This window comes from Glutamicibacter sp. FR1 (assembly GCF_047300825.1).
GTDB lineage: Bacteria > Actinomycetota > Actinomycetes > Actinomycetales > Micrococcaceae > Glutamicibacter > Glutamicibacter nicotianae.
In genome coordinates, this window is record NZ_CP178602.1 from 2,638,619 (window position 1) to 2,659,790 (window position 21,172).

The 21,172-nt window shown below is 63.8% G+C and carries 23 protein-coding genes and 1 tRNA gene; 8 read left to right on the forward strand and 16 right to left on the reverse strand.

Features of this window, described 5'->3' with window-relative positions; translation table 11 throughout:
- Window positions 1-59 precede the first annotated feature (59 nt).
- The 7 genes from ACLQ8T_RS12695 (at window position 60) to ACLQ8T_RS12725 (ending at window position 6,163) form a co-directional block, all read left to right on the forward strand.
- A tRNA-Gly gene (locus ACLQ8T_RS12695) sits at window positions 60-130 on the forward strand.
- A gap of 66 nt (window positions 131-196) precedes the next feature.
- A complete protein-coding gene (locus tag ACLQ8T_RS12700; RefSeq protein WP_413454815.1) occupies window positions 197-1,126 on the forward strand; it encodes an AEC family transporter in 930 nt (309 codons plus the stop codon).
- Window positions 1,127-1,212: 86 nt separating this feature from the next.
- The gene (locus ACLQ8T_RS12705) at window positions 1,213-2,034 is read left to right on the forward strand and encodes an amino acid ABC transporter substrate-binding protein (protein ID WP_204722767.1); all 822 of its coding nucleotides are present in this window, start codon (window positions 1,213-1,215) and stop codon (window positions 2,032-2,034) included.
- 73 nt (window positions 2,035-2,107) lie between these two features.
- A complete protein-coding gene (locus tag ACLQ8T_RS12710; protein WP_128471242.1) occupies window positions 2,108-2,773 on the forward strand; it encodes an ABC transporter permease subunit in 666 nt (221 codons plus the stop codon).
- Window positions 2,760-3,527: an amino acid ABC transporter ATP-binding protein gene (locus ACLQ8T_RS12715; RefSeq protein WP_128471241.1), complete on the forward strand. Its 768-nt coding sequence runs from the start codon at window positions 2,760-2,762 to the stop codon at window positions 3,525-3,527. The genes ACLQ8T_RS12710 and ACLQ8T_RS12715 overlap by 14 nt, the downstream gene beginning before the upstream one ends.
- Window positions 3,528-3,545: 18 nt before the next feature.
- On the forward strand, window positions 3,546-5,075 hold the full coding sequence (locus ACLQ8T_RS12720; RefSeq protein ID WP_413454816.1) for a helicase HerA-like domain-containing protein: 1,530 nt from the start codon (window positions 3,546-3,548) through the stop codon (window positions 5,073-5,075).
- Between the two features lie 65 nt (window positions 5,076-5,140).
- Window positions 5,141-6,163: a hypothetical protein gene (locus tag ACLQ8T_RS12725; protein WP_413454817.1), complete on the forward strand. Its 1,023-nt coding sequence runs from the start codon at window positions 5,141-5,143 to the stop codon at window positions 6,161-6,163.
- On the opposite strand, the gene ACLQ8T_RS12730 is transcribed toward ACLQ8T_RS12725, so the two are convergent.
- From ACLQ8T_RS12730 to ACLQ8T_RS12780, 11 genes are all read right to left on the reverse strand, one after another.
- Window positions 6,160-7,398, reverse strand: a complete 1,239-nt coding sequence (locus ACLQ8T_RS12730) for an MFS transporter (RefSeq protein WP_413454818.1) — start codon at window positions 7,396-7,398, stop codon at window positions 6,160-6,162. The genes ACLQ8T_RS12725 and ACLQ8T_RS12730 overlap by 4 nt on opposite strands.
- 161 nt (window positions 7,399-7,559) lie before the next feature.
- A complete protein-coding gene (locus tag ACLQ8T_RS12735; protein ID WP_413454819.1) occupies window positions 7,560-9,464 on the reverse strand; it encodes an NHL domain-containing thioredoxin family protein in 1,905 nt (634 codons plus the stop codon).
- Window positions 9,465-9,613: 149 nt separating this feature from the next.
- Complete coding sequence (locus ACLQ8T_RS12740; RefSeq protein WP_413454820.1) at window positions 9,614-10,369, reverse strand: hypothetical protein; 756 nt, start codon at window positions 10,367-10,369, stop codon at window positions 9,614-9,616.
- Complete coding sequence (locus ACLQ8T_RS12745; protein ID WP_254589707.1) at window positions 10,362-12,413, reverse strand: cytochrome c oxidase assembly protein; 2,052 nt, start codon at window positions 12,411-12,413, stop codon at window positions 10,362-10,364. The genes ACLQ8T_RS12740 and ACLQ8T_RS12745 overlap by 8 nt, the downstream gene beginning before the upstream one ends.
- Before the next feature lie 65 nt (window positions 12,414-12,478).
- On the reverse strand, window positions 12,479-13,612 hold the full coding sequence (locus ACLQ8T_RS12750; RefSeq protein WP_413454821.1) for a Dyp-type peroxidase: 1,134 nt from the start codon (window positions 13,610-13,612) through the stop codon (window positions 12,479-12,481).
- Window positions 13,599-13,949 carry a copper chaperone PCu(A)C gene (locus ACLQ8T_RS12755; RefSeq protein WP_204722775.1) on the reverse strand — a complete coding sequence of 117 codons (351 nt, stop codon included), beginning with the start codon at window positions 13,947-13,949 and terminating at the stop codon, window positions 13,599-13,601. Before ACLQ8T_RS12755 ends, ACLQ8T_RS12750 begins: the two co-directional genes overlap by 14 nt.
- 281 nt (window positions 13,950-14,230) lie before the next feature.
- A complete protein-coding gene (locus ACLQ8T_RS12760; protein ID WP_254589704.1) occupies window positions 14,231-14,821 on the reverse strand; it encodes a copper resistance protein CopC in 591 nt (196 codons plus the stop codon).
- A gap of 43 nt (window positions 14,822-14,864) precedes the next feature.
- Window positions 14,865-15,473 (reverse strand): hypothetical protein, encoded by a 609-nt coding sequence (locus ACLQ8T_RS12765; RefSeq protein WP_413454822.1) that lies wholly within the window; start codon window positions 15,471-15,473, stop codon window positions 14,865-14,867.
- Between the two features lie 168 nt (window positions 15,474-15,641).
- Window positions 15,642-15,926 carry an HU family DNA-binding protein gene (locus tag ACLQ8T_RS12770; protein WP_013349906.1) on the reverse strand — a complete coding sequence of 95 codons (285 nt, stop codon included), beginning with the start codon at window positions 15,924-15,926 and terminating at the stop codon, window positions 15,642-15,644.
- A gap of 274 nt (window positions 15,927-16,200) precedes the next feature.
- Window positions 16,201-16,485, reverse strand: coding sequence for an HU family DNA-binding protein (locus tag ACLQ8T_RS12775; protein WP_204722778.1), 285 nt, complete (start codon window positions 16,483-16,485; stop codon window positions 16,201-16,203).
- 174 nt (window positions 16,486-16,659) lie between these two features.
- Window positions 16,660-17,628, reverse strand: a complete 969-nt coding sequence (locus tag ACLQ8T_RS12780; RefSeq protein ID WP_413454823.1) for an SDR family NAD(P)-dependent oxidoreductase — start codon at window positions 17,626-17,628, stop codon at window positions 16,660-16,662.
- Between the two features lie 219 nt (window positions 17,629-17,847).
- Between ACLQ8T_RS12780 and ACLQ8T_RS12785 the strand changes: the two genes are divergently transcribed.
- The gene (locus tag ACLQ8T_RS12785; protein WP_413454824.1) at window positions 17,848-18,426 is read left to right on the forward strand and encodes a DUF1992 domain-containing protein; all 579 of its coding nucleotides are present in this window, start codon (window positions 17,848-17,850) and stop codon (window positions 18,424-18,426) included.
- Window positions 18,427-18,487: 61 nt separating this feature from the next.
- On the opposite strand, the gene rpsN is transcribed toward ACLQ8T_RS12785, so the two are convergent.
- From rpsN to ACLQ8T_RS12810, 5 genes are all read right to left on the reverse strand, one after another.
- Window positions 18,488-18,793, reverse strand: a complete 306-nt coding sequence (gene rpsN, locus ACLQ8T_RS12790; RefSeq protein WP_038990287.1) for a 30S ribosomal protein S14 — start codon at window positions 18,791-18,793, stop codon at window positions 18,488-18,490.
- Window positions 18,794-18,796: 3 nt separating this feature from the next.
- Entirely contained in the window at window positions 18,797-18,967 is a 171-nt protein-coding gene (gene rpmG, locus ACLQ8T_RS12795; protein ID WP_013349910.1) for a 50S ribosomal protein L33, read from the reverse strand.
- Window positions 18,968-18,969: 2 nt separating this feature from the next.
- Window positions 18,970-19,206, reverse strand: a complete 237-nt coding sequence (rpmB, locus tag ACLQ8T_RS12800) for a 50S ribosomal protein L28 (RefSeq protein ID WP_013349911.1) — start codon at window positions 19,204-19,206, stop codon at window positions 18,970-18,972.
- Window positions 19,207-19,534: 328 nt separating this feature from the next.
- Window positions 19,535-20,035 (reverse strand): MarR family winged helix-turn-helix transcriptional regulator, encoded by a 501-nt coding sequence (locus tag ACLQ8T_RS12805; RefSeq protein ID WP_413454825.1) that lies wholly within the window; start codon window positions 20,033-20,035, stop codon window positions 19,535-19,537.
- A 339-nt stretch (window positions 20,036-20,374) separates the two neighbouring features.
- Window positions 20,375-21,172, reverse strand: a complete 798-nt coding sequence (locus ACLQ8T_RS12810) for an ABC transporter permease (protein WP_204722782.1) — start codon at window positions 21,170-21,172, stop codon at window positions 20,375-20,377.

Genomic DNA, 21,172 nt, shown 5'->3' on the forward strand with positions numbered 1-21,172 from the left:
GCAAGATTCGTGGGATATGCTTTTGATGCCCGGGCCGTCAATAGGCCGCTCGGAGCACTGCGGGCGTAGCTCAATGGTAGAGCGCTAGCTTCCCAAGCTCGATACGCGGGTTCGATTCCCGTCGCCCGCTCAAGCGAACGCCGGGGCACCAATGGTGCTCCGGCGGTTCTGTCCCTGCAGCCAGCGAAGGAGCACGATGACCGGAGTCCTCGAAGGCTTCTCCATCATCTGGGTCGTCATTCTCGTCGGCTATCTGGTGGGCCGCACCGGGGTCCTCGGCGACCAGGGCCGCCACGTTCTCAGCCGGGTCACCTTCTTCGTGGCCAGCCCGGCCCTTCTGTTCACCACCCTGGTCGAGTCCGATCCGGTCTCCGTGCTCGGGCCGCTGCTCTGGGTGGCTGCGCTGTCCGCGGCCTTGACCGCGGCGATCTACTACCTGGCGACGGTGCGGACGCTGAAGCGGCCGGCATCGGAGAGCATCATCGCCGCGATGTCCGCCTCCACGGTGAACTCCGCGAACCTGGGGCTGCCCATCGCATTGTACGTGCTCGGCGACATGTCCTATGCGGCCCCGATCATACTCTTCCAGCTGGCCCTCTACCAGCCGGTCAATCTGGCGATGCTGGATGCCACCACCTCTCGGCACCGCACCACCCCAATCGCCTTGCTGCTGGCTACCGCGAAGAACCCGATGATCATCGGTTCGCTGCTCGGTCTGGTCGTGGCGCTGACCGACGTCGAGCTGCCTTCGATGGTGCTGGAACCCATCAATCTGATTGCCGGCGCCTCGATTCCCGCCATGCTCATGGCTTTCGGCATTTCGCTGGTGGGCTCTAAGCCGCTGGAAAAGAAATCCGGCCGCCGCGCCGACGTGCTGATCGCCGCGGCAGCCAAGCTGCTCCTGCACCCGTTCCTGGCCTGGGTGCTGGCCTACTGGGTGTTCGGATTGCGTGGAGAGCTGCTGGTGGCCTCGGTCATCATGGCCGGCCTGCCGACCGCGCAGAACATTTTCGTGACGGCCATGCGCTACGACCACGGGGTGGTCGTTGCGAAAGACACGGTGCTGGTCACCACCATCTGCGCGATCCCCCTGATGATGCTGTTGGCGATCATCCTCGGAATCTGAGGTAGCTTCGCACCGCAGGAATAATCGATCATCACTAGAGTGTTGTATGGACTACTGGTTTTATCCGCTCCCCTAGTGAGGTCATCATGAAGCGCACTGCACCCCTGCTGGCTGCCGCCACAATCGTCGCCCTGTCATTGAGCGCCTGCGGGTCCTCCGGCTCGCCGGCCTCCCCCAGCGCATCGGGTGGCGCCTCTGCCGAAACCGGCGACACCTTGAAGAAGGTCAAGGATTCCGGAGTGCTGACCGTGGGCACCGAAGGCACCTACCGTCCCTTCTCATACCATGAGGGCAGCGAGCTGACCGGCTACGACGTCGAGGTGATCGAAGCCGTCGGCGAGAAGATGGGCGTCGAAGTCAAGTTCCAAGAGACCCAGTGGGACGCGATCTTCGCCGGCCTGGATGCCGGCCGTTTCGACGTCATCGCCAACCAGGTCTCGATCAACCCGGAACGCGAAGAGAAGTACCTGTTCACCCAGCCCTACACCGTTTCCACCGGCGTGGTGGTGACCAAGAGCGACAATACCGACATTACGTCCTTCGACACGCTCAAGGGCAAGACCACCGCGCAGTCGCTGACCAGCAACTTCTACGAGACCGCCAAGGATGCCGGTGCGAATGTCGAACCGGTTGAAGGCTGGGCCCAGTCGATCACCCTGCTCAAGCAGGGCCGTGTCGATGCCACCGTTAACGACAAACTGACCTTCCTGGACGCGCAGAAGGCCAACCCGGATGACAGCATCAAGATCGCCGCTGAATCCGATCAGAAGAGCGAATCCGCTGTCGCCCTGCGCAAGGATTCCACCGAACTGGCCAAGGCCATCGACACTGCCCTGGACGAGCTGCGCGCCGACGGGGAACTGACGAAGATCTCCGAGAAGTACTTCGGCGAAGACGTCAGCAAGTAGCAAGCACTATCAGTAGACTGGCTCCACACGTGAGAACGCGTGGAGCCAGTTTCATTTGCGCAAAAGGTAGCCCATGGATCCGAAATGGCAATTATTCCTCGACTCGCTCGGGCCGTTGGCCCTCGGTGCGATCACCGCAACCATTCCGCTGGCCCTGATCAGCATGGCCCTGGGCCTGGTCATCGCCTTGCTGATGGCGCTGATGCGGATCAGCAAGAACCCGGTGGTCTCCTCGATCGCCCGGATCTACATCTCCATCATCCGCGGCACACCGCTGCTGGTGCAGCTGTTCGTCATCTTCTACGGCATGCCCTCGGTGGGCCTGGTCATCGACCCGTGGCCCAGCGCCATCATCGCCTTCAGCCTGAATATCGGCGGCTACGCCGCTGAGATCATCCGTGCGGCAATCCTCTCGGTCCCCCGGGGCCAATGGGAAGCCGGCTATACCCTTGGCATGTCGCGCACGCGCACCCTTTACCGGCTGATCCTGCCGCAGGCAACCCGGGTGGCCGTGCCACCGCTGTCGAACTCGTTCATCTCGCTGGTCAAGGACACCTCGCTGGCCTCCACCATCCTGGTCACCGAAATGTTCCGCAAGGCCCAGGAGATCACGGCTTCCACCTATGAGTTCCTGCTGCTCTATTGCGAAGCAGCGGCCATCTACTGGGTGATCTGCCTGGTGCTTTCGGCCCTGCAAAACTCTGTTGAAGGAAGGCTTGAAAAGTATGTCGCCAAGTAATTCCCCCCTGCTGGCGGTCACCGGCCTGCACAAGGCGTTCGGGGCGAACCAGGTGCTCAAGGGCATCGACTTCACCGTGCATTCCGGCGAGGTGCTGGCCCTGATCGGCCCGTCAGGCTCCGGTAAGACCACCGCCCTGCGTTGCCTGAACGGCCTGGAAATCGCAGATGCCGGTTCCGTCGGATTCGCCGGCGGCCCGGAAGTGTCCTTCAGCGCCGGGATGAAGCCCAAGTCCGCGCAGATCCTGCGCAATCGCTCTGCGATGGTGTTCCAGGGGCACCACCTGTTCCCGCATCTGACGGTCCTGCAGAACGTGAGCATCGGTCCGATCGAGGTGCAGAAGCGTCCCAGGGACCAGGTGCTGGCCGAGGCGAAGAAGCTGCTGGCCCGCGTGGGCCTGGAAGCCAAGGCCGATGACTACCCGAATTCACTGTCCGGCGGACAGCAGCAGCGCGTAGGAATCGTGCGCGCGCTGATGCAGCAGCCTGATTTGCTGCTCTTCGACGAGCCCACCAGCGCGCTGGATCCGGAGCTGGTCGGCGAAGTGCTCACTGTCATCAAGGAATTGGCCCAGGAAGGCTGGTCCATGGTGCTGGTGACCCACGAGCTGGCGTTCGCCCGGGATGTGGCCGACACCGTGGTGTTCATGGATGGCGGGGTGGTCGTGGAGACCGGCCCAGCCGCACAGGTGCTCGGCACGCCGAGGAACCCGCGGACTCAAAGTTTCGTCCAGCGTCTTTTGCACCCGTTCTAAAAGCAATAGAGTGAAACCATGACACAGGAATCGAATACCCTGCTGACCAGCCTCGTTGAAGGATATGCCTTCGAATCCGCATGCCTGGAGCTCGGGGCCGCACTGATCGACGGCAAGCCGGAGCCGACTGCGCAGGTCCGCCTGCCATTGAAGATGCTCAACCGCCACGGCCTGATCGCCGGCGCCACGGGCACCGGCAAGACCGTCACCCTGCAGACCATGGCAGAACAGCTCTCAGTGGCCGGCGTTCCGGTATTCCTCGCCGACGTCAAGGGCGATCTGACCGGTCTCGCGCAGCCTGCCGAACCGTCGGACAAGCTCACTGCCCGGCTGGCCGAATTGGGCCACGAATTCACCGCCCGCACCAACCCGGTCGAATTCCTCAGCCTCGGCGGCAAGGGCGAGGGCGTTCCGGTACGCGCCAGCGTAGACGCTTTCGGACCGATCCTGCTGGCCCGCGTCCTGGAACTGAACGAGACCCAGGAAGAATGCCTGCAGCTGATCTTCCACTACGCCGACTCCAACAAGCTTCCGCTCGATGACCTCAGCGACCTGAAGGCGGTCATCAGCTTCCTGCTCAGCGACGACGGCGCCCCGGCGCTGGCGGGCCTCGGCGGGGTTTCCTCGTCCACCGCGTCGGTGATCCAGCGCGGCATCACCATCATGCAGACCCAGGGCCTGGACCAGTTCTTCGGCCAGCCCGAGTTCGATACCGCCGACTTCCTGCAGGTGCGCGACGGCGCTGGGGTCATCAGCATCCTGGAACTGCCCTCGGTCAGCTCCCAGCCCATGCTTTTCTCCACCTTCCTCATGTGGCTGCTGGCCGACCTGTTCGAAGACCTGCCAGAAGCCGGCGACCTGGACAAACCCAAGCTGGTGTTCTTCCTCGACGAAGCCCATCTGCTCTTCAAGGATGCGACCAAGGCGTTCACCGACGCGATCATCAGCACCGTGCGGCTGATCCGATCCAAGGGCGTGGGCTTGTTCTTCATCACCCAGTCCCCGACCGACCTGCCCGATGAGGTGCTCGGCCAGCTGGGCAACCGCATCCAGCATGCGGTGCGCGTGTTCACGGCCAAGGACCAGAGCGCGCTGAAGCAGATCATCAAGACCTTCCCCTCCGGCGAGCTGGACCTGCAGGAGGCGCTGACCCAGGCTGGTGTCGGCGAAGCGGTGGTCACCGTGCTGGGCGAGAAGGGTGCGCCGACCCCGGTCGCCTGGACCAAGATGTCCTCGCCGGGATCCACCATCGGGCCAGCCTCCCCGGAGCGGATGGCGCAGGTCCGCGGCAGCTCGACGCTGGCTGCGGAGTATTCCGCCGCGGTGGATCGCGATTCCGCCCGTGAAATGCTCGAAGCACGGGCCGCGCAGCCGGTGCAAGCTGTTCCCGAGGCGGCGCCGGAACCGCGCAGGGAAAGCGCCCCACGCCAGAGCCGGCCACGGCAGGAGGAGAACCCGATGATGGACATGGCCATGGATGCCGCGAAGGTGATTGGACGGGAGCTGATCCGCGGCTTCTTCGGCAACCGCAAGCGCCGCCGCCGGTAGTATTACCCGCCATTCCAGCACGCCGTTTACTCACTGCGCCCGGAAACCAGATAGCCTAGCTACTGATGAACACTCGTAATTCCATGCCGATCTCCGCTGCCCGCCTGGCCCTTCGCTGGGCCTTGGCCGCAGTGGCAGTCATCGTTCTGGTCATTGCCGGATCGATCGCCGCCAACCGCACGCTCTTCTCCCCGCAGCATCAGGTGAAGGCGCTGCAGCAGCATTTGGCCAAAGGCGAAGGCGCCGAGGCCTTGGGCCTGATGCAGGCCCAGGTCCCGGAGGGCGACGCGGTGGCCCTGGACGGGGATGTGCTCAAGCGCACCCAGGCCGGGATTACGGAATTCACCACGGACAAGGCCCAGCCGGTCGACGGCGATGAGCAGCTGCGCACCGTCACCGCGCATTACAAGGCCCACGGCGTGGATAAGGATTCCACCTACACGCTGCGCCACGCCGGCAAATCCTGGCTGCTGTTCGACAAGTGGGCCTTCGAGCCGAGCACGCTGCCCAGCGTGAGGATCAAGGCCAACACCGTCAACGAGGTCATGGTCAACGAGCAGAAGATCCCGCTGTCCGCCGGCGTGAGCACCCTGCCGGTGTTCTACCCTGCGATCCTCGACGCGAGCTTCAGCACCAAGAATTTCGCGGCCGACACCCGCGGCATAGTGGTCACAAGGCCTGCCGCGGAACCGGTGGAGATCGCGTTGAAGACGGAGCCGACCAAGGAATTCATCGCCGCCATCAACACGAAGGTAAAGAAGTATCTCAACGACTGCGCCGAGGAGCAGGTTCTGATGCCCTCGGGCTGCCCGTTCGCCTACAACACCTCCGCGCGCGTGGATCCGGCAACTATCGACTGGTCCATTTCGAAGTACCCGGCCATTGAAGTGAACTACTACAACGGCGCCTGGGTGCTCTCCCCGCTGAAGACCACCGCCACCTTGACCTTGACCGAGCAGGATCTGCGCACCGGCGCCAAGGCGAAGAAGACCGTCAAGGAGGACTACTCCTTCACCGCACAGCTGACTACCAGCACCACCGAGGTGTCGGTGGTTCCGGTGGCCGGCGGCGAACAGGTGGCCGGCTAGCGCCCGAGCAGTTCGCGGAACTGGCTGCGCAGCGGCACCGCGTTGGTCTTGAACTTCTGCCAGACCAGCAGCGCCGCCAGGCTGGCGGCCAGCGACAGCCCGGACCCGATGGTCACGGCGATCTGGATCCCGAACAGTTCGGCGAACCAGCCGATCAGCGGCGAGCCAATGGGCGTTCCACCCATCACCACCATCAGGTACAGTGCCAGCACGCGCGCCCGGTACTGCGGCGGCACCGAGGTCTGCACCATGGTGTTGCAGCTGTTCAGGAAGGTCAGCGACCCCAGTCCCACCGGGATCAGCACCAGGGCGAACGCGATGTAGTTGGGCATCCATGCGCTGGCGACCCCGGCGATGCCGAAGAACACGCCGCCGCCGATCAAGTAGCGCCAACGCGGAGCCGAACGCCGTGCCGCCAGCAGCGCGCCGCCGAAGGTGCCCACTGCCATGATGGAGCCCAGGATCCCGTACTCCCCGGCTCCCACCCCATAAACCTCGGTGGCCATCAGCGCGTTGGTCATCTGGAAGTTCAGCCCGAAGGTGCCGATTACCCCGGCCAGGAAGAAGATCAGCAGCAGGTCCTTGCGATTCTTCACATAGGCGATGCCTTCGCGCACCTGCCCCTTGGCCCGCTCTACCGGCTTGGAGGGGTTCAGCGCGTCCTTGCGCATGAACACCAGCGAGGAGATCACCGCAAGGAAGGAAGCGCCATTGAGCAGGAAGGCCGGACCGGTACCGACCAGGGCGATGACCGCGCCGGCCACGCCTGGACCGGCCAGCCGGGCCAGGTTGAAGTTCGCGCTGTTCAACGCCACCGCGTTGGCCAGATGGGAGCCGGGGACCACTTCGGAGACGAATGCCTGGCGTGCCGGCGCATCGAAGGAGGAACCGATGCCCAGCAGGGTGGCCAGCACGTAGACGTGCCAGAGCTGCGCGGTGCCGGTGACTACCAGCAGGCCGAGGATCAGGGCGCAGGCTCCCATGAAGCTTTGGGTGAAGATCAGCAGCCGGCGCTTGTTGAAGCGGTCGGCGATCAGTCCGGCATAGGGGCCCAGCAGCAGCACCGGCAGGAATTGCAGGCCTGTGGTGATGCCGGTGGCCACCGCATCGTGGTCCGTGAGCTCGGTGAGCACCAGCCAGTCCTGGGCCACGCGCTGCATCCAGGTTCCGATATTGGAGACCAGCGCGCCGATCACCCACAACCGGTAATTTGGTATTTCCAGTGCACGGAACATTTTCGACGCCATACTTATCGCCGGATCCCTCCGGCTCCTCCCGCCCTCCAGTCTAGCGACTTGGGCGGGAAAATGCTGAGGTTTCCTCAGATTATCGCTGTGATGCCATCCGGCAGCTTTCGACGGGCATGGAAAAGGCGCACCCTCGGGTGCGCCTTTTTCTAGTTCACGCCGCGCAAATCCAGCAGCAGCTCGTTCTCGCCGTCCGCGTCCAGCACCACCGGGATGCCCCAGTCCTGCTGGTACAGGTGGCAGGCCGCGTGATCGGGGATCTCGCCGCCCGGCTCGCCGTCGCAGGCCGCCGCACGGGCGGTAATGTGCAGCACGCCGTCGGCCACCTCCGGGTTCAGCTCCAGGGTGCGGGTCAGGCCCACCGAGGTGCCGGCCCCATCGAGGAGCAGCTCCTCTGGGCTGGCCGAAATCTTCAGCTGGGTCGGATCGCCCCAGCGGTCATCGAGCTTCTGGCCCTTCGGCGCGGCGAAGCGCACGAGGATCTCGTGCTTTCCGGCCTGCACACGGGTCTTGGGGCGCTGGGTCTGGCTGGCGCCTTCGTCCACCACCAGGGCCTCGGCAGGAATCGGGATGCGCACCAGCTGGTGGGTGTTGGTCTCCACGACCAGCAGCACCGGGTCGCCGTCCACGGTGGCGTCCACCAGCACGTCGGCCGGCTCCTTCAGCCCCTTGGCCAGGGTGGAAACGGTCTTGGTGGCCGGGTCGAAGCGGCGCACCGCCCCGTTGTACGAGTCGGCGATCGCGATCGAGTGGTCAGGCAGCACCGCAACGCCCAGCGGGTGTTGCAGGCGCGCCGCCTCGGCGTCGCCGTCGCGGAAGCCGAAGTCGAACAGCCCGGTGCCCACCGCGGTGTGCACCGACTGGGCCTGGCCGTCCTCGACCTCGATCCAGCGCAGGGCGCTGGTTTCCGAGTCGGCGATCCACACGTTCTCGCCATCCAGGGCCAGGCCCGAGGACTGGGCGAACCAAGCCTGGTCCGGTGCCCCGTCGGCCAGCCCTTCCAGGCCGGTGCCGGCGAAGACCGACACAGCGGACGTGCGCGGGTCGAAGGCGAAGATCTGGTGGGTGCCGGCCATTGCGATGATGATCTTGCCCGAAGGGTGGTAGAGCACATCCCATGGGGAGGACAGCGAAATGTTCAGCGCGTCGGTGCCCAGCTCGGTGGGCTGGACTTCCTGGCGGGCGTTCTCCGAGTCCAGCAGGCGCTGCACGCCGTTGCCGGCCAGGGTGCCCACCTGCCCGGTGGCGAGGTTGACCGAACGCAGGCGGTGGTTGACGGTGTCGGCGACCACAACGTCATAGCCGAGTTCCGCGGCCAGCTCGGCCGGCAGCGCGGCCAGCCCCTGCAACTCATTGAACTGGGCGGTCTGCGCATCGCCATCGGCGTAGCCCTTCGCCCCGGAGCCGATGGTGCGCACGACGGTCAGGTCGCCCGCCAGCTCGACGAGCCGGTGGTGGCCCGAGTCGCCCACCAGGAAGTTGCCATTGGCCAGGGCGATGGCCTTGCCCGGGAAGCGCAGGTCGCCTTCGCGGGCCTCGGGAGCCACGTACGGCCCGTTGCCGCGGTGTAGCGTGCCCTTGGCTTCGTGCTCAGCCACCAGTTCCTCGATCAGCGAGCCCAGGCCCTGGGCGTGGCCCTCGCCGGAAAGGTGGGCAACGATGTAGCCCTCGGGATCCAGCACCACCAGGGTTGGCCAAGCACGCGCCCCATAGGCCTGCCAGGTGACCAGCTCCGGGTCATCGAGCACCGGGTGGTGGATCTCATAGCGTTCCACGGCTGCGGCCAGCGCGTCCGGATCGGCTTCGTGCTCGAACTTCGGCGAATGCACGCCGACGGTGACCAGCACATCCGAGTATTTCGCCTCCAGCGGGCGCAGCTCGTCGAGCACGTGCAGGCAGTTGATGCAGCAGAAGGTCCAGAAGTCCAGGATCACGATCTTGCCGCGCAAGGCATCCAGATCCAGCTGCTTGCCGCCGGTATTCAGCCAGTTCCGGCCCAGCAGCTCGCTGGCGCGCACCTTGTAATTGGCGCGGACGGATTCGGAAGTGCTCATGGTGGTCCTTTCGCTGTCACCGCGGCTGCGGCAATTCGAACCTCAATTATCTGCCACCGCCGCCCGAACGGGCGAACGGTGTTAAGCAACATTGAGAAAAGTGTGAAGTTCTTGCTGGTGCAACCACCGGCCCGGGCCGGGTATTCCCGTTAGGGCAGCTGCGCGAGCACTGTGTCCATGATGCTGGTGGCCACCTTGTTGAAAGTGGCATCCTGCAGCGAGGTCGCGGACATGAAGGAAACCATCACCGCGTACTGATCGGTGCTCTTGATCAGCACCAGCGAATCCTGCGCATACTGCCCGTCGCGGCTGTAGTACAGGGCCGAATCGGCTTCCGGCACGCCGGGATCCGAGAACTTCAGGGTCTCGCGGTAATCCAGGCCGTTGAGCTTCACGGTTTTGCATTCGTCCAGGATGGTGGCCACGTTCTTGTTGTGCGCCGCGACCTTGGCCGCCTTATCGCCGAGCTTGGCGACCTCCACCGAACCGGTGATCGACTGGTTCTCGTTGGTGAAGTCGGTGCGCGCCGCCTCGGTGCCCAGCTGCACCGGCGACCAATTCAAATCCTCGATCGGGCCCGAGCACTGGGCCGGCAGCACCACGATGTCCTTGAGCGTGTCGGTGGGCGGCGTGGCCAGGGATTCGAGGTCCTTGCCCTGGATCTTCGCGCTGGCGGGGAAGCCGAGCTCGGCGGCCATCACTGCCCCGGCGGTGGTGGCCACCTGCGCGGTGGTCATTTCCGCAGGCTCTTCAGCTTTCTCGGAGGCGCTGGGTGTCGCGGTGCCCTGCACGGCGATCTTGTGGGTCTCGTCCTGCGGCATCTCCTGCTCCGCGGAGCAGGCGGTGGCCGCGAGCAGCGCGCAGGCCAGCAGCGAGGAGGCGAGGATCTTCTTGGTGCTAGGCACGGGGGTCCCTTCGGTCGGCCTGCTTGTAGCGGGCGAACATTTCGTTGTAGGCAGCCAGCTCGGCATCGTTGTCGCGCTCGGCCTGGCGGTCGTAGCGCTTGGTGTCCTTCTTGTCTTGGCGCAGCCAGGAGATGACCACGAAAATCGCCAGCACCAGCGTCGGCACCTCGCCGATCGCCCACATCGCCCCGGCGCCCACCACCTGGTCCTCCAGCGCGGTGCCGCCCCAGGTGCGGCCCATGTTCCCGAAGTAGTCGGGGGCCAGCAGGGTTTCGGTGCTCATCAGCGCGACGCCGAAGAAGGCGTGGAAGGCGACGGTGGCCAGCAGCACCACCAGGCGCATCGGGTACGGGTAGCGCTTGGGAACCGGGTCGGCGTCCACCAACGACAGGGCGAACAGGTAGCCGGTGAGCAGGAAGTGCAGGTTCATCAGCTCGTGGCCGGCGTGGTAGCGCATGGCCGGTTCGAGCAGCGGGGTGAAGTAGAAGACCACAATCGAGCCGGCGAAGTTCACGGCAGCGAAGATCGGGTGGGTGATCACCCTCGAGTAGCGCGAGTGCACCAGGTAGAGGATCCATTCGCGCGGGCCGCGGGTGCCATCGGCGCGCGAAGGCAGCACCTGCAGCAGCAGCGTGACCGGCGTGCCCAGGACCAGGAAGATCGGCACGATCATGGTCAGCGACATGTGATCGACCATATGGGTGGAGAACTGGATCTTGCCGTACACCGCCACCGCGCCGCTGGTCACGTAGAACAGCGCGAACAGGCCGACGATCCAGCTGGCCAGGCGCAGCACGCTGGGCTTGTCCCCGCGGCGGACGAGCTTGATGAACGCCCAAAGGTACACGGCCAGGCCGAACAGGCAGACCGCCACCCAGATCCAGTCCATCCGCCAGGTGGTGAACCAGGCGGCCGCGTCCGGTGCCGGCGGCAGGTCATAGCCGGTGAGCAGGCGTGCCGGGGTCGCTTCGGCCGGCGGGGCATCGGAGGTCGGCGGGGCGGTGCGCGCCAGCACGGTGGCCACCGACATCACTGCGGCCATCAGGACGACCTCGGCGGCCACGACCTGCCAGGCCGCGCGCAGCGCGGTGAACTTGCCTTCCAGCAGCTTCGGGATCACCATCCGCCGGTGCCACAGGCCCAGCATGCCCAGTGCCAGGGTGATCAGCAGCTTCACGATCACCAGGGTTCCATACGGGGTCAGCCACTGGTCCCAGTCGGTGATGCGGATGACCGCGGAAGCCAGCCCGGAGCCGATCATCAGGAATACCGCGAAGGTGGCCAGCGCTGAATAGCGCTTGAGCACCACCCCGGCCAGCACCTGCCCGCGGACCCGGCCTGGCGCTTCGCCTGCCAGCGTCGGGGCGAGCAGGGCCAGCACCATGATGCCGCCGAACCAGAGGACCACGGCCAGCAGGTGCAGGCCGATGGAGTTCACCGCGGCGAAGTGGTCGTCTCCCCCGGCCGTGTGGCCGATGAACGTCAGCGGCAGGATGCCGAACAGCGAGAAGAGGGCGCTGAGCCCCACCGTGGTCTTGGAGCGCACGGCCAGCGCCAGCGAGCTGGTGATCGCCGCGATCACCACCATCCAGGCCCAGGCCCGTCCGGTGGTGATCGACAGGATGTAGTCCAGGATCGCTGCCGAGTACTGCGGATCCAGGCTCATCGGGATGCCGGCCAGGTCCCAGAAGGTCAGCAGCATGACGGTGGCCGCGGACAGGGTCCACACCACAGCCGCCCCGGCCGCGATATTCATCGTGCGGGTGAACGCCGGATGGGCGTCCCCTTCGGTATCGCGGGTGACCTTGGCGGCCCGCGGGATGATCGCCGCTGCGAAGACCAGAGCTGCGATGCTCAGCGACATCGAGGCGTGGTGGATGGCCCGGGAGATGGGCAGCGACCAGCGCACGAACGCCCCGGGATCGGCCAATTCCGCCGGCCGGGCAATCCCGGTGAACAACACCGCCGCCAGGAAGGCCACCGCCGCAGCGATGATTCCGGGCAGGATGAAGCGGGCAATTGAAACTGTACGCTGTGTATCCATAACCTTCTCATCATCTCATTGTTCGCCCGGCCGGTCACCGTGCGGCCGGTCGGGTTGGGCGCATCTCACATTTTGAGCTGCTCCCCCAGGTAGCCGCCTTCAGCCACCCCGGGCAGGATCGCATACAGGCCCGATCCCACCGGCTTCAGCCAGGTGTTCAGCGCATCCGCGGCCGCCAGCCGGTGCTGCACCGGGATGAAGCTGGTTGCCGGGTCGCGCTGGTAGCTGGCGAACAGCAGGCCCGAAGCCTGCCCGGCGAAGTTGTAGCCCCGCCGGTGCATGACTTCATCGGCGCTGCCCGGCCTGGCCAGAGCCACGTGGGCGTTGGCCGCGATTGCCGGAAGCCCCAGCCCATTGGCCGCGGCCAGGTCCACCGGGTCATCGACGCTGCTGCCGGACAGCGGCGAACCGTCGGCCTGCCGCCGGCCCAGCGCGTGGTCGCGTCCCGCGGTGTCCACCTCGTCCCAGCCGTCCAGGTCCATTTCGAACCTGCGCAGCGCCAGCGTGGTCCCGTTCTCGATCCAGCCCGGCTGGCCGAACACCGCTTCCTCGCGCAGCTCCCCCTCGGGGTTGCTGATCCCGTCCAGCTGGCCGAACAGGTTGCGGAACCCGTGCACGCCGGGGCTGGCGAACCCGGTTTGGGCGAAGCGGCGGGAAGCCAGGCCGCGCAGGTTCTTGGACACCGCCCGCACTGCATGCTGCAGCACCGTGGGATCCTGCGCGCAGAACTGGATCAGCAAATCGCACTGCCCGTACTGCTGTTCGAGCTGGTCGCCGGCGAAATGCGGCAACGTGCCGACCTGCCCGTGCCCGGCCACGTCGAGCAGGCTCTGGCCCAGCCCCACGGTGAGCGTCAGTTCGCATCCGGGCTGCGCCATTTCCGGTTCGGTGTCGGCCAGCACTCCGCGGCCGCTGGCCAGCCTGGCCGCATCATCGGTGATCATCTGCAGCATCGCGCGCAGCTGGTCCTTCTTCGATCCTTCGCGCCAATGCAGATCCCATCCGGCGAACACCGCGTGGGCTTGCTGGCGATCGATGATCCCCGACTGGTACTTGCCATAGAACGGGCGGTAGCCAGGCACGGCGGCGGCCGCTGGGACGCTGAGCTTGCCGGTCCCGAAACCGGCGAGCATTCCGCCCAGCGCGGCGGCCGCTGTGGTGCCCAGCAGTGTCCGGCGATCCACGCTAATGCCCGGCATGCTCGTCGTAGCTTTCCTTGGCTCCGTCGAAGTTGCGGATCGGAAAATCGACCTCGGTGCTCGACCCGTCGGCGAACTCCAGCGTCAGCCTCTCCGTCTGGGCGACCACCAGCGGCTGTTGCAGGTCCATGAACATCAGGTGGTTTCCGCCCGGTGCCAGCACCGCGTCCTTCCCGGGTTCGATCACCAGGTCCCCTTCGAGCTGCGCCATCGTCATCCCGGTGCCGGTGCCGCGCATTTCGTGGATCTGGATCTCGTCGCCCTGAGGCTTGCTGATCTGGTGCAGCGCAATCGGGGTGGCCGACGTGTTGTGCAGGATGCCGAACGCCGCGCTCATGCCGGATTCGGCGGCCTTGGCCCAGGTCTCGCTGGTGGACAGGGCGTCGGCTTGCCGCGCTGTTTCCTGCTCGCTGCCCGGTGCGGGCGAGCCTGCGCCCTGTTTCCTGCTCGCTGCCCGGTGCGGGCGAGCCTGCGCCCTGTGCGCAGCCTGTCAGCAGCAAGCCAAAGGCCAGGGCCAATGCAGTGGTCTTTTGGAATTTCATGTTCTCAAGCTTTCAAAATCGGTGTGCAGGCGCGCCAAAGGCAGCGGTGGCCTCTGGCGCACCGGAAGAGCGGGAGTTACTTGGACTGGCGCATGAACTTGGCAAGCACGCCCAGCGCACCGCCGAGGATGACCACGCCGATGATCACCCAGATCACCGGGCTCATCGAGCTGCCCAGTTCCTGGACCGGGTTCTGGCCTGGTTCCTCGTCGGCGGACCCGGCAGTTTCGCTTGGAGCGGCTGGCTCGCTGGAGCTGACCAGGGTCGGCTCGGCCTGCGGCGCGTCGATGCTGAAGCCGATCTTGTTCTCGATCGGGTGCCCGTCAGAGGACACCACGCGGTAGGCCAGCTGGTACTCCCCGTTGGCCAGTTCCTGTGCCGGGGTGACGGTGACTTTGGTGCCCTTGGTCTGCGCTTCGGTGTCGATCTTTTCCCCATCCAGGGTCAGCGAGACCACCGTGGAGTCCACGCCGGATAGGCTCTGGAGCACACCGGAGAATTCCAGGGTGATGTCTTCCGGGGCCTGCTTGACGGTGGCGCCGTCCTTCGGGGTGGAGCCGATCGGCTGGTCGTGGGCGTTGGCCGCGCTAATCGAGCTGGCAAAGGCCAGCAGGGAGAGCGCCAGTACGGCGATCACGCGCGAGAACTTCTTGGTTGCTACGGTCATGGTTTTCCTTCCAAGCCCCTGTCGGGGCGCTTCGATTCTTTACTCAGGCGGCAAGAATGAAGCAGGGAGGACCACGGCGCTCCGGCAGCCTTCCCAGTTGCGCCAGCTTGAGTTGGAAGCGCAAGGGGAAGTAGGCGCGAAGCGGCCGGGCAGCAGGAGCCTGCACGCGAATGCGCGCGAGGATCCGCCGAGCCGTTGACAGGGTGAGGCAGCCGCCCAAGACCTTGAGCAGGCGTTCACCGCCGTTGAGCACCACAATGCTGGCGATCGCGGCCAGCACGTGGGCGTAGAGCATCGATTCGGTATGCACGTTGGCGTACTGCGCAGTGATGTTCTGCGCCAGCTCCAGATTTCGTCCCGCATGATGGACGTGCTCCATGCCGGAAAGATCGCCGCTCGGGTGGCTCATCACCGACAGGCTCAGGTGGTAGAGCCCTTGGCTGAGCAGCACAACCAAGCTGGTCGCCCACAGGGAGAATTTGCGGCCAACCAGCACAACGCTGATCGCCGCGGAAACGCAGGTGATCAGCACCATGGCCACGACCGACAGCGCGGTCGGTGCGCTGTGGGCATGGGCGGCAAAGGCTGTCCAGGTGCACACGCTTGCCGCTAACCAGCCGCGCAGTACGCGGGCAGCGCGTTTCTGTGACACGGTGGGCAGCCATTCTTAGTAGAAATCTTCAATCATGGCTGATTCTACGCGAAGTAGAAGTATGCCTCAAACGGTGCCCAAATGGCATCAGATAAAGCGAAAGGCCCGTCCCCGACTCCTGGATTTCTCCGGAGCGGGTCGGGCCTTGCGCAAAGCTCTACAGGAAGCTTACTTCTTGGCTACAGCAGCCTTCAGCTTCGAACCAGCGGTCAGCTTGACCGAGTGGCCAGCAGGAATCTGGATTGCTTCACCGGTCTGCGGGTTGCGGCCGGTACGAGCTGCACGATCGGTGCGCTCTACAGCCAACCAACCTGGGATCGACACCTTCTCACCCTTGGAAATCTGGTCGACGAAAACCTCGAAGACTGCATCCAGAACACCGTTGACGGCAACCTGGGAGTTTTCGGTCTTCGCTGCAACAGCAGCAACAAGTTCGCTACGGTTCATAGCCAATGTATGGTCCTCCTGGACTAGTGATCCAAGACCCTCTTCCGGGCCCGGGCGCCGCGCGGTCGCACGGACTTATCAGTGAGAACATATCAAACGTTTTGCCCCGAAACACCGGAAAACAGGCGGAAAACCGGGATTTTTTCAACTAATTGCAGATTTCTTGGCTCAACGGCACCATTTTCGAGCTGAATGAAAGCCATTGCAACGCTGCTTAACGCGGCAAGGCCCGCCAAACCGAGGACAGATGGCGGGCCTTGCGCAAAGCTCTACATGAAGCTTACTTCTTGGCTACAGCAGCCTTCAGCTTCGAACCAGCGGTCAGCTTGACCGAGTGGCCAGCAGGAATCTGGATTGCTTCACCGGTCTGCGGGTTGCGGCCGGTACGAGCTGCACGATCGGTGCGCTCTACAGCCAACCAACCTGGGATCGACACCTTCTCACCCTTGGAAATCTGGTCGACGAAAACCTCGAAGACTGCATCCAGAACACCGTTGACTGCAATCTGGGAGTTTTCGGTCTTCGCTGCAACAGCAGCAACAAGTTCGCTACGGTTCATAGCCAATGTATGGTCCTCCTGGACTAGTGATCCAAGACCCTCTTCCGGGCCCGGACGCCGCGCGGTCGCACGGACTTATCAAGAGTTGAACTTACCAGCTGGCGGCGACAAAAAGTGCATCATCATGCGGATTCTGCTGAATTCTTAGCCAAATCGAAGGTGTGAAAGTTCACCCGGGACCTACAGCGCGAATGGATCGAGTCCCTCATTTGCCTTCACGAACAGCTCCCAGGCTTTGCCTTGCAGCTCTTTGCCGCGGGTCGCTTTCGCCGGGCTGGCCAGTACCGTTGGGCCCTTCGTCAGGAATTTCGGCCCCAGGTAGCAGCCTCGTGGCGCGGCATCCAATTCAGGTGCCAAGGCCGCTTCGACCAAGGCCACCGCTCCTTCGTGTTTGCCCTGCGCGAAACCAGCCTGCAATTGGCCGATCAGCCGCTTGGCATAGTCCGGCTCATTGATGCTGAGCACCTGCGGGGACAGCCCGGAGAGCGCATATCCCGGATGGATCGCCAGCGCACGAGCCGGCAGTTCCAGCTGGCGCAGCCGGTGGTCCAGGGCCAGGGTAAACGCCTGCACTGCCGCCTTGGACTGCACATAGGCGCGGTAGGGATGGTAATCGCGGGCCAACGCCAGATTCTTCGGATCGGTGGCCAGCATTCGGGTGGACATCGACCCCAGGCCGATGAACCGCATCGGCTGGCTGAAGCGGTCGGCGAGTTCGCCGGCCAATCGTGCGTGCCCGATGAAGTTGGTGCTCATAGTCAGCTCGTAACCGAGCAGGCCCGCTTGGCGTTCCCGCGGCGCCCGGATGATCCCGGCGTTGGCGATCAGCGCGTCCAGTGGCCGATTGCGCAGCTCGGCCGCCAGTCCCATGGCAGATTCAATGCGTGAGGAGTCGTACTGCATGAATTCGACACGGGCCCCCGGCACGCGCCGCCGGATCTGCTCCATCGCATGTTCTGCGCGACTTTGGTTGCGGCAGGCAAGAATGACCTGTGCGCCGGCCTGCGCCAGGCCGAGGCTGGCGAAGAAGCCGAGGCCGCTATTCGCGCCGGTCACTACGACGGTCTTGCCATGGCCCAGTGGCGCCCACCGCTCCCGGTTCGCGTAGATGTCGGCGGCGGGTCGCGGATAGGAGGTCGCTGGCTTCATGGTTACACGCTACTACAGGGCCGGCGCCAGAATGCCGGTGGGACATGTCAGTTGAGCCAAACCCCCAGCGACCTCGCAGCAGCATGTGGTGCCCATGATCTTCGGCGATCCGCCCGGACCCGCGTGGATTGATTTTATTCGCCCAGCTCCTGCGTGGATTGCTCTGGAAAGCCTGCACGCGCATTGCCGGGTTCCGGCCCGCGGTGGGATCATTGGAAGATGGAGCATAACGATGCCGCGCTGAATGCGGCCCGGTACAAGATGAAGCAGGACAGCGAGCCGCTGCCCGTGGATGAGTATGCGCAGGCCACCGGGATGGCTCCCGTTGAGAAGCAGAAGACTCCCCTGCAGCTGCATGCCGAAGACGAGGCCTGGGAGGTGGCCAATTCGGTGCTCGATGAGGCCTTCGCCCGCGGCGACTTCGACAATCTGGCTCTTGCCGGACAGAAGATCGACCACATCACCAGCAATGACGATCCCGACTGGTGGCTGAAGTCGATGATGCGCCGTGAGCAGCTCACCGGTCTGGGGCCACCTGCGCTGACCTTGCGGGTTGAGGATGAGCAGATGGAGCAAACCCTGGACCGCTTGCCCACCGAGCGTGCGGTGCGGGCGCATATCGAGGATTTCAACGCCCGCATCATTGAGGCCCGGCGCCAGCTGCTCGGCGGACCTCCGGTGATCACCGCGTTGCGCGATTCCACTACCGAGGTGCTTGGCTGGCAACAGCGCCGCGCGGACAAACCTGCACCGCAGGAAGAGCAAGCGCCCCCGAAACGCCGGTGGTGGCGGCGTTAAATGGCGAAGCCGCCCTCCCGAAACGGGAAGGCGGCTTGCTAAGTCAAAAGACTTGCAGGTCTTACCAGGAAGACTTGGTGATGCCCGGAAGCTCACCACGGTGTGCCATGTCGCGGAAGCGAACACGGGAGATGCCGAACTTCTGGAAGGTACCGCGTGGGCGACCGTCGATGGCGTCGCGGTTGCGGACGCGCACTGGGGAAGCGTTACGTGGAAGCTTCTGCAGTCCTACGCGTGCAGCTTCGCGAGCTTCGTCGGTTGCGTTTGGATCAACCAGGGTCTTCTTCAGTTCGAGGCGCTTTGCAGCGTAACGCTCGACAATGACCTTGCGCTGTTCGTTCTTTGCGATCTTGGACTTCTTGGCCATGTCTTAGCGCTCCTCTCGGAATTCTACGTGCTTGCGGACTACCGGGTCGTACTTCTTCATGACCATGCGGTCAGGGTTGTTACGGCGGTTCTTACGGGTTACGTAAGTGAAACCGGTTCCAGCGGTGGACTTCAGCTTGATGATCGGACGTACGTCCTTATCCTTCTTTGCCATGTTTAGAGCTTCACACCCTTCGCAATCAGGTCAGCAATAACAGCGTCGATACCGCGAGCATCGATTACCTTGATGCCCTTGACCGACAGGGTCAGGGTCACCTTACGGCGCAGCGAAGGCACGTAGTAGGTCTTCTTCTGGATGTTCGGATCGAAACGGCGCTTGTTGCGACGGTGCGAGTGGGAGATGCTATGTCCGAAGGCCGGAGTAGTACCGGTTACCTGGCAAACAGCTGCCATGATCACTCCTCAGTTAGTTAGTAGTAAAATTCGGCGGTACTCGCGCACAGTGCCCATACCTAAATATCGACACGGCTTGATGCGTTATGAGTCCCGCCAACCAGTGAAACACCGTTAATACTGCACACTAGGAAGGTAACCAGGCTGGGTGAGAACCAACCGAAGAGCCTTAAAGTATGTAAGTCGGTGAACTTCGCAACCGGTCGAGCAATTTCCCCGTACTCAGTTGGCCACGATATTCGGTATTACGGGCAACGCGCAGTCGTTCTGCCGTCAGACGGCATAGCAACACACGCGATTAACGCCTGATTAGCTTATCGAGAATTTCTCAGTGTTCCAAATCGGAATTCTCTAAGTTCAGGATCCAATGATCAGCATCGAGAGCTGTCGTGATCTTGCGCGTGATCCGCGTGAGATCCTTAACATCCTTGTCATCAAGGGTATCGAAGAGCAGCCCGCGCACCGAGGCGACGTGATGAGGCGCCATGCGCTGCACAGCTTCCCACCCTTCTTGCGTTAATGAGGCGATTTTCACACGGGCGTCTTCCCCAGACTGCTCGCGGATCACCCATCCGCGCTTCTCCAGCTTCTTCACCACATGCGACAGCCGTGACAGCGAGGCGCTGGTATGCGAGGCCAGTGTCGTCATCGTCAACTGGTGGTCCTTGGCCTCGGAGAGCATGGCGAGCATGTGATAATCGAAAAGCGTGATGCCTTCCAGTCCCTGCAGATCGGAATCCAGGGCAGCCGGCAGCAAAGTCATGACCGCATGTAGTCCAAGCCAGGCGTCGCGTTCAGGCTGAGAGAGCCAAACTGGCTTATCACTCATGAAGTTTCCAATCGTTTCGAGAACTGCAATTATCGGTTCGGGAATGTATCAAACAGTAGGGTACATACCGTAAAGCTAAGTATTTACTATATGTCAGGTGCCCATAAATCAGCTCTGTGCCAATATTTCCATCCGCTAGCCATCCTAATGGGCTCTCGTCTCGGGCTCTTTGCGCCGGCACGCTCCTGCGTTTAAGCGGAAGAACTGCCACCGGCCGATGCGCATGCCCACGCTCCGTACCAGGCCAGGGTCTCCCGACGGCTTTGCCGGACCGGCACGCAGGGCATGCCAAAGGTCCGCGCTCCAGGAGCGCGGACCCGGGCACGGATTCCGGGGCAGCTAGGAATTTTCCAGCTGCTTCCTCTTGCGGTAGCTGATCACCTGCCCGATGACCACCACGAGCAGGGCGAGGATGAACATCGCCGAGCCAATGACATTCGCCTGGGCTGGAATGCCGCGGGTCGCTGCCACATAGATGAACTTCGGGAAGGTCTGGAAGGTGCCGGAGTTGAAGTTCGTGATGATGAAATCGTCGAAGCTCATCGCGAAGGACAACAGCGCGGCGGCCACGATGCCCGGCAGCAGCAACGGGAAGGTCACCTTCCAGAAAGCTGTGCGCGGCGAGGCATAGAGATCGGCGGCAGCTTCCTCCAATCGCGGGTCCAGCGAGGAAACCCGCGCCCTGACCGTGACGATCACGAAGGACATGCAGAACACGATGTGGGCGATCACGATGGTGGTGTAGCCCAGTTCCCAACCGAGGTTCAGGAACTGCGCCAGCAGCGAAGCGCCGAGCACCACTTCCGGCGTCGCCAGCGGCAGGATGATCAGCACGTCGGTGAGCTTGCGGAAACGGAACTTGTAGCGGACCAGGCCGATGGCGATCAGCGTGCCCAGGGCGGTGGCGACAATGGTGGCCACCGTGCCGACCTGCAGCGAGTGAACCAGCGATTCGCACACTGCCGGAGCGCCGCAGGGGTTCTGCCAATTCGACAGGGTGAAGCCGCGCCATTCCAGGTTGGTGCGGCCTGCGTCGTTGAAGGAGAACACGAAGATGTAGGCGATCGGGACCAGGAGGTAGATGAAGGCCAGCCCGCCGACGGCTGGAATGAACCAGCGTCCGATTTTCTGCTTCAT

Coding starts and splice junctions, on each gene's coding strand:
- ACLQ8T_RS12720 (WP_413454816.1), top strand. CDS start 3,546: ATGACACAGGAATCGAATACCCTGCTGACCAGCCTCGTTGAAGGATAT.
- ACLQ8T_RS12785 (WP_413454824.1), top strand. CDS start 17,848: ATGGAGCATAACGATGCCGCGCTGAATGCGGCCCGGTACAAGATGAAG.
- ACLQ8T_RS12745 (WP_254589707.1), bottom strand. CDS start 12,413: ATGGATACACAGCGTACAGTTTCAATTGCCCGCTTCATCCTGCCCGGA.
- ACLQ8T_RS12705 (WP_204722767.1), top strand. CDS start 1,213: ATGAAGCGCACTGCACCCCTGCTGGCTGCCGCCACAATCGTCGCCCTG.
- ACLQ8T_RS12700 (WP_413454815.1), top strand. CDS start 197: ATGACCGGAGTCCTCGAAGGCTTCTCCATCATCTGGGTCGTCATTCTC.
- ACLQ8T_RS12780 (WP_413454823.1), bottom strand. CDS start 17,628: ATGAAGCCAGCGACCTCCTATCCGCGACCCGCCGCCGACATCTACGCG.
- ACLQ8T_RS12760 (WP_254589704.1), bottom strand. CDS start 14,821: ATGACCGTAGCAACCAAGAAGTTCTCGCGCGTGATCGCCGTACTGGCG.
- ACLQ8T_RS12710 (WP_128471242.1), top strand. CDS start 2,108: ATGGATCCGAAATGGCAATTATTCCTCGACTCGCTCGGGCCGTTGGCC.
- rpmG (WP_013349910.1), bottom strand. CDS start 18,967: ATGGCAAAGAAGGATAAGGACGTACGTCCGATCATCAAGCTGAAGTCC.
- ACLQ8T_RS12730 (WP_413454818.1), bottom strand. CDS start 7,398: ATGTTCCGTGCACTGGAAATACCAAATTACCGGTTGTGGGTGATCGGC.
- ACLQ8T_RS12735 (WP_413454819.1), bottom strand. CDS start 9,464: ATGAGCACTTCCGAATCCGTCCGCGCCAATTACAAGGTGCGCGCCAGC.
- ACLQ8T_RS12810 (WP_204722782.1), bottom strand. CDS start 21,172: ATGAAGCAGAAAATCGGACGCTGGTTCATTCCAGCCGTCGGCGGGCTG.
- rpsN (WP_038990287.1), bottom strand. CDS start 18,793: ATGGCCAAGAAGTCCAAGATCGCAAAGAACGAACAGCGCAAGGTCATT.
- ACLQ8T_RS12750 (WP_413454821.1), bottom strand. CDS start 13,612: ATGCCGGGCATTAGCGTGGATCGCCGGACACTGCTGGGCACCACAGCG.
- ACLQ8T_RS12805 (WP_413454825.1), bottom strand. CDS start 20,035: ATGAGTGATAAGCCAGTTTGGCTCTCTCAGCCTGAACGCGACGCCTGG.
- rpmB (WP_013349911.1), bottom strand. CDS start 19,206: ATGGCAGCTGTTTGCCAGGTAACCGGTACTACTCCGGCCTTCGGACAT.
- ACLQ8T_RS12725 (WP_413454817.1), top strand. CDS start 5,141: ATGAACACTCGTAATTCCATGCCGATCTCCGCTGCCCGCCTGGCCCTT.
- ACLQ8T_RS12755 (WP_204722775.1), bottom strand. CDS start 13,949: ATGAGCGCGGCGTTCGGCATCCTGCACAACACGTCGGCCACCCCGATT.
- ACLQ8T_RS12715 (WP_128471241.1), top strand. CDS start 2,760: ATGTCGCCAAGTAATTCCCCCCTGCTGGCGGTCACCGGCCTGCACAAG.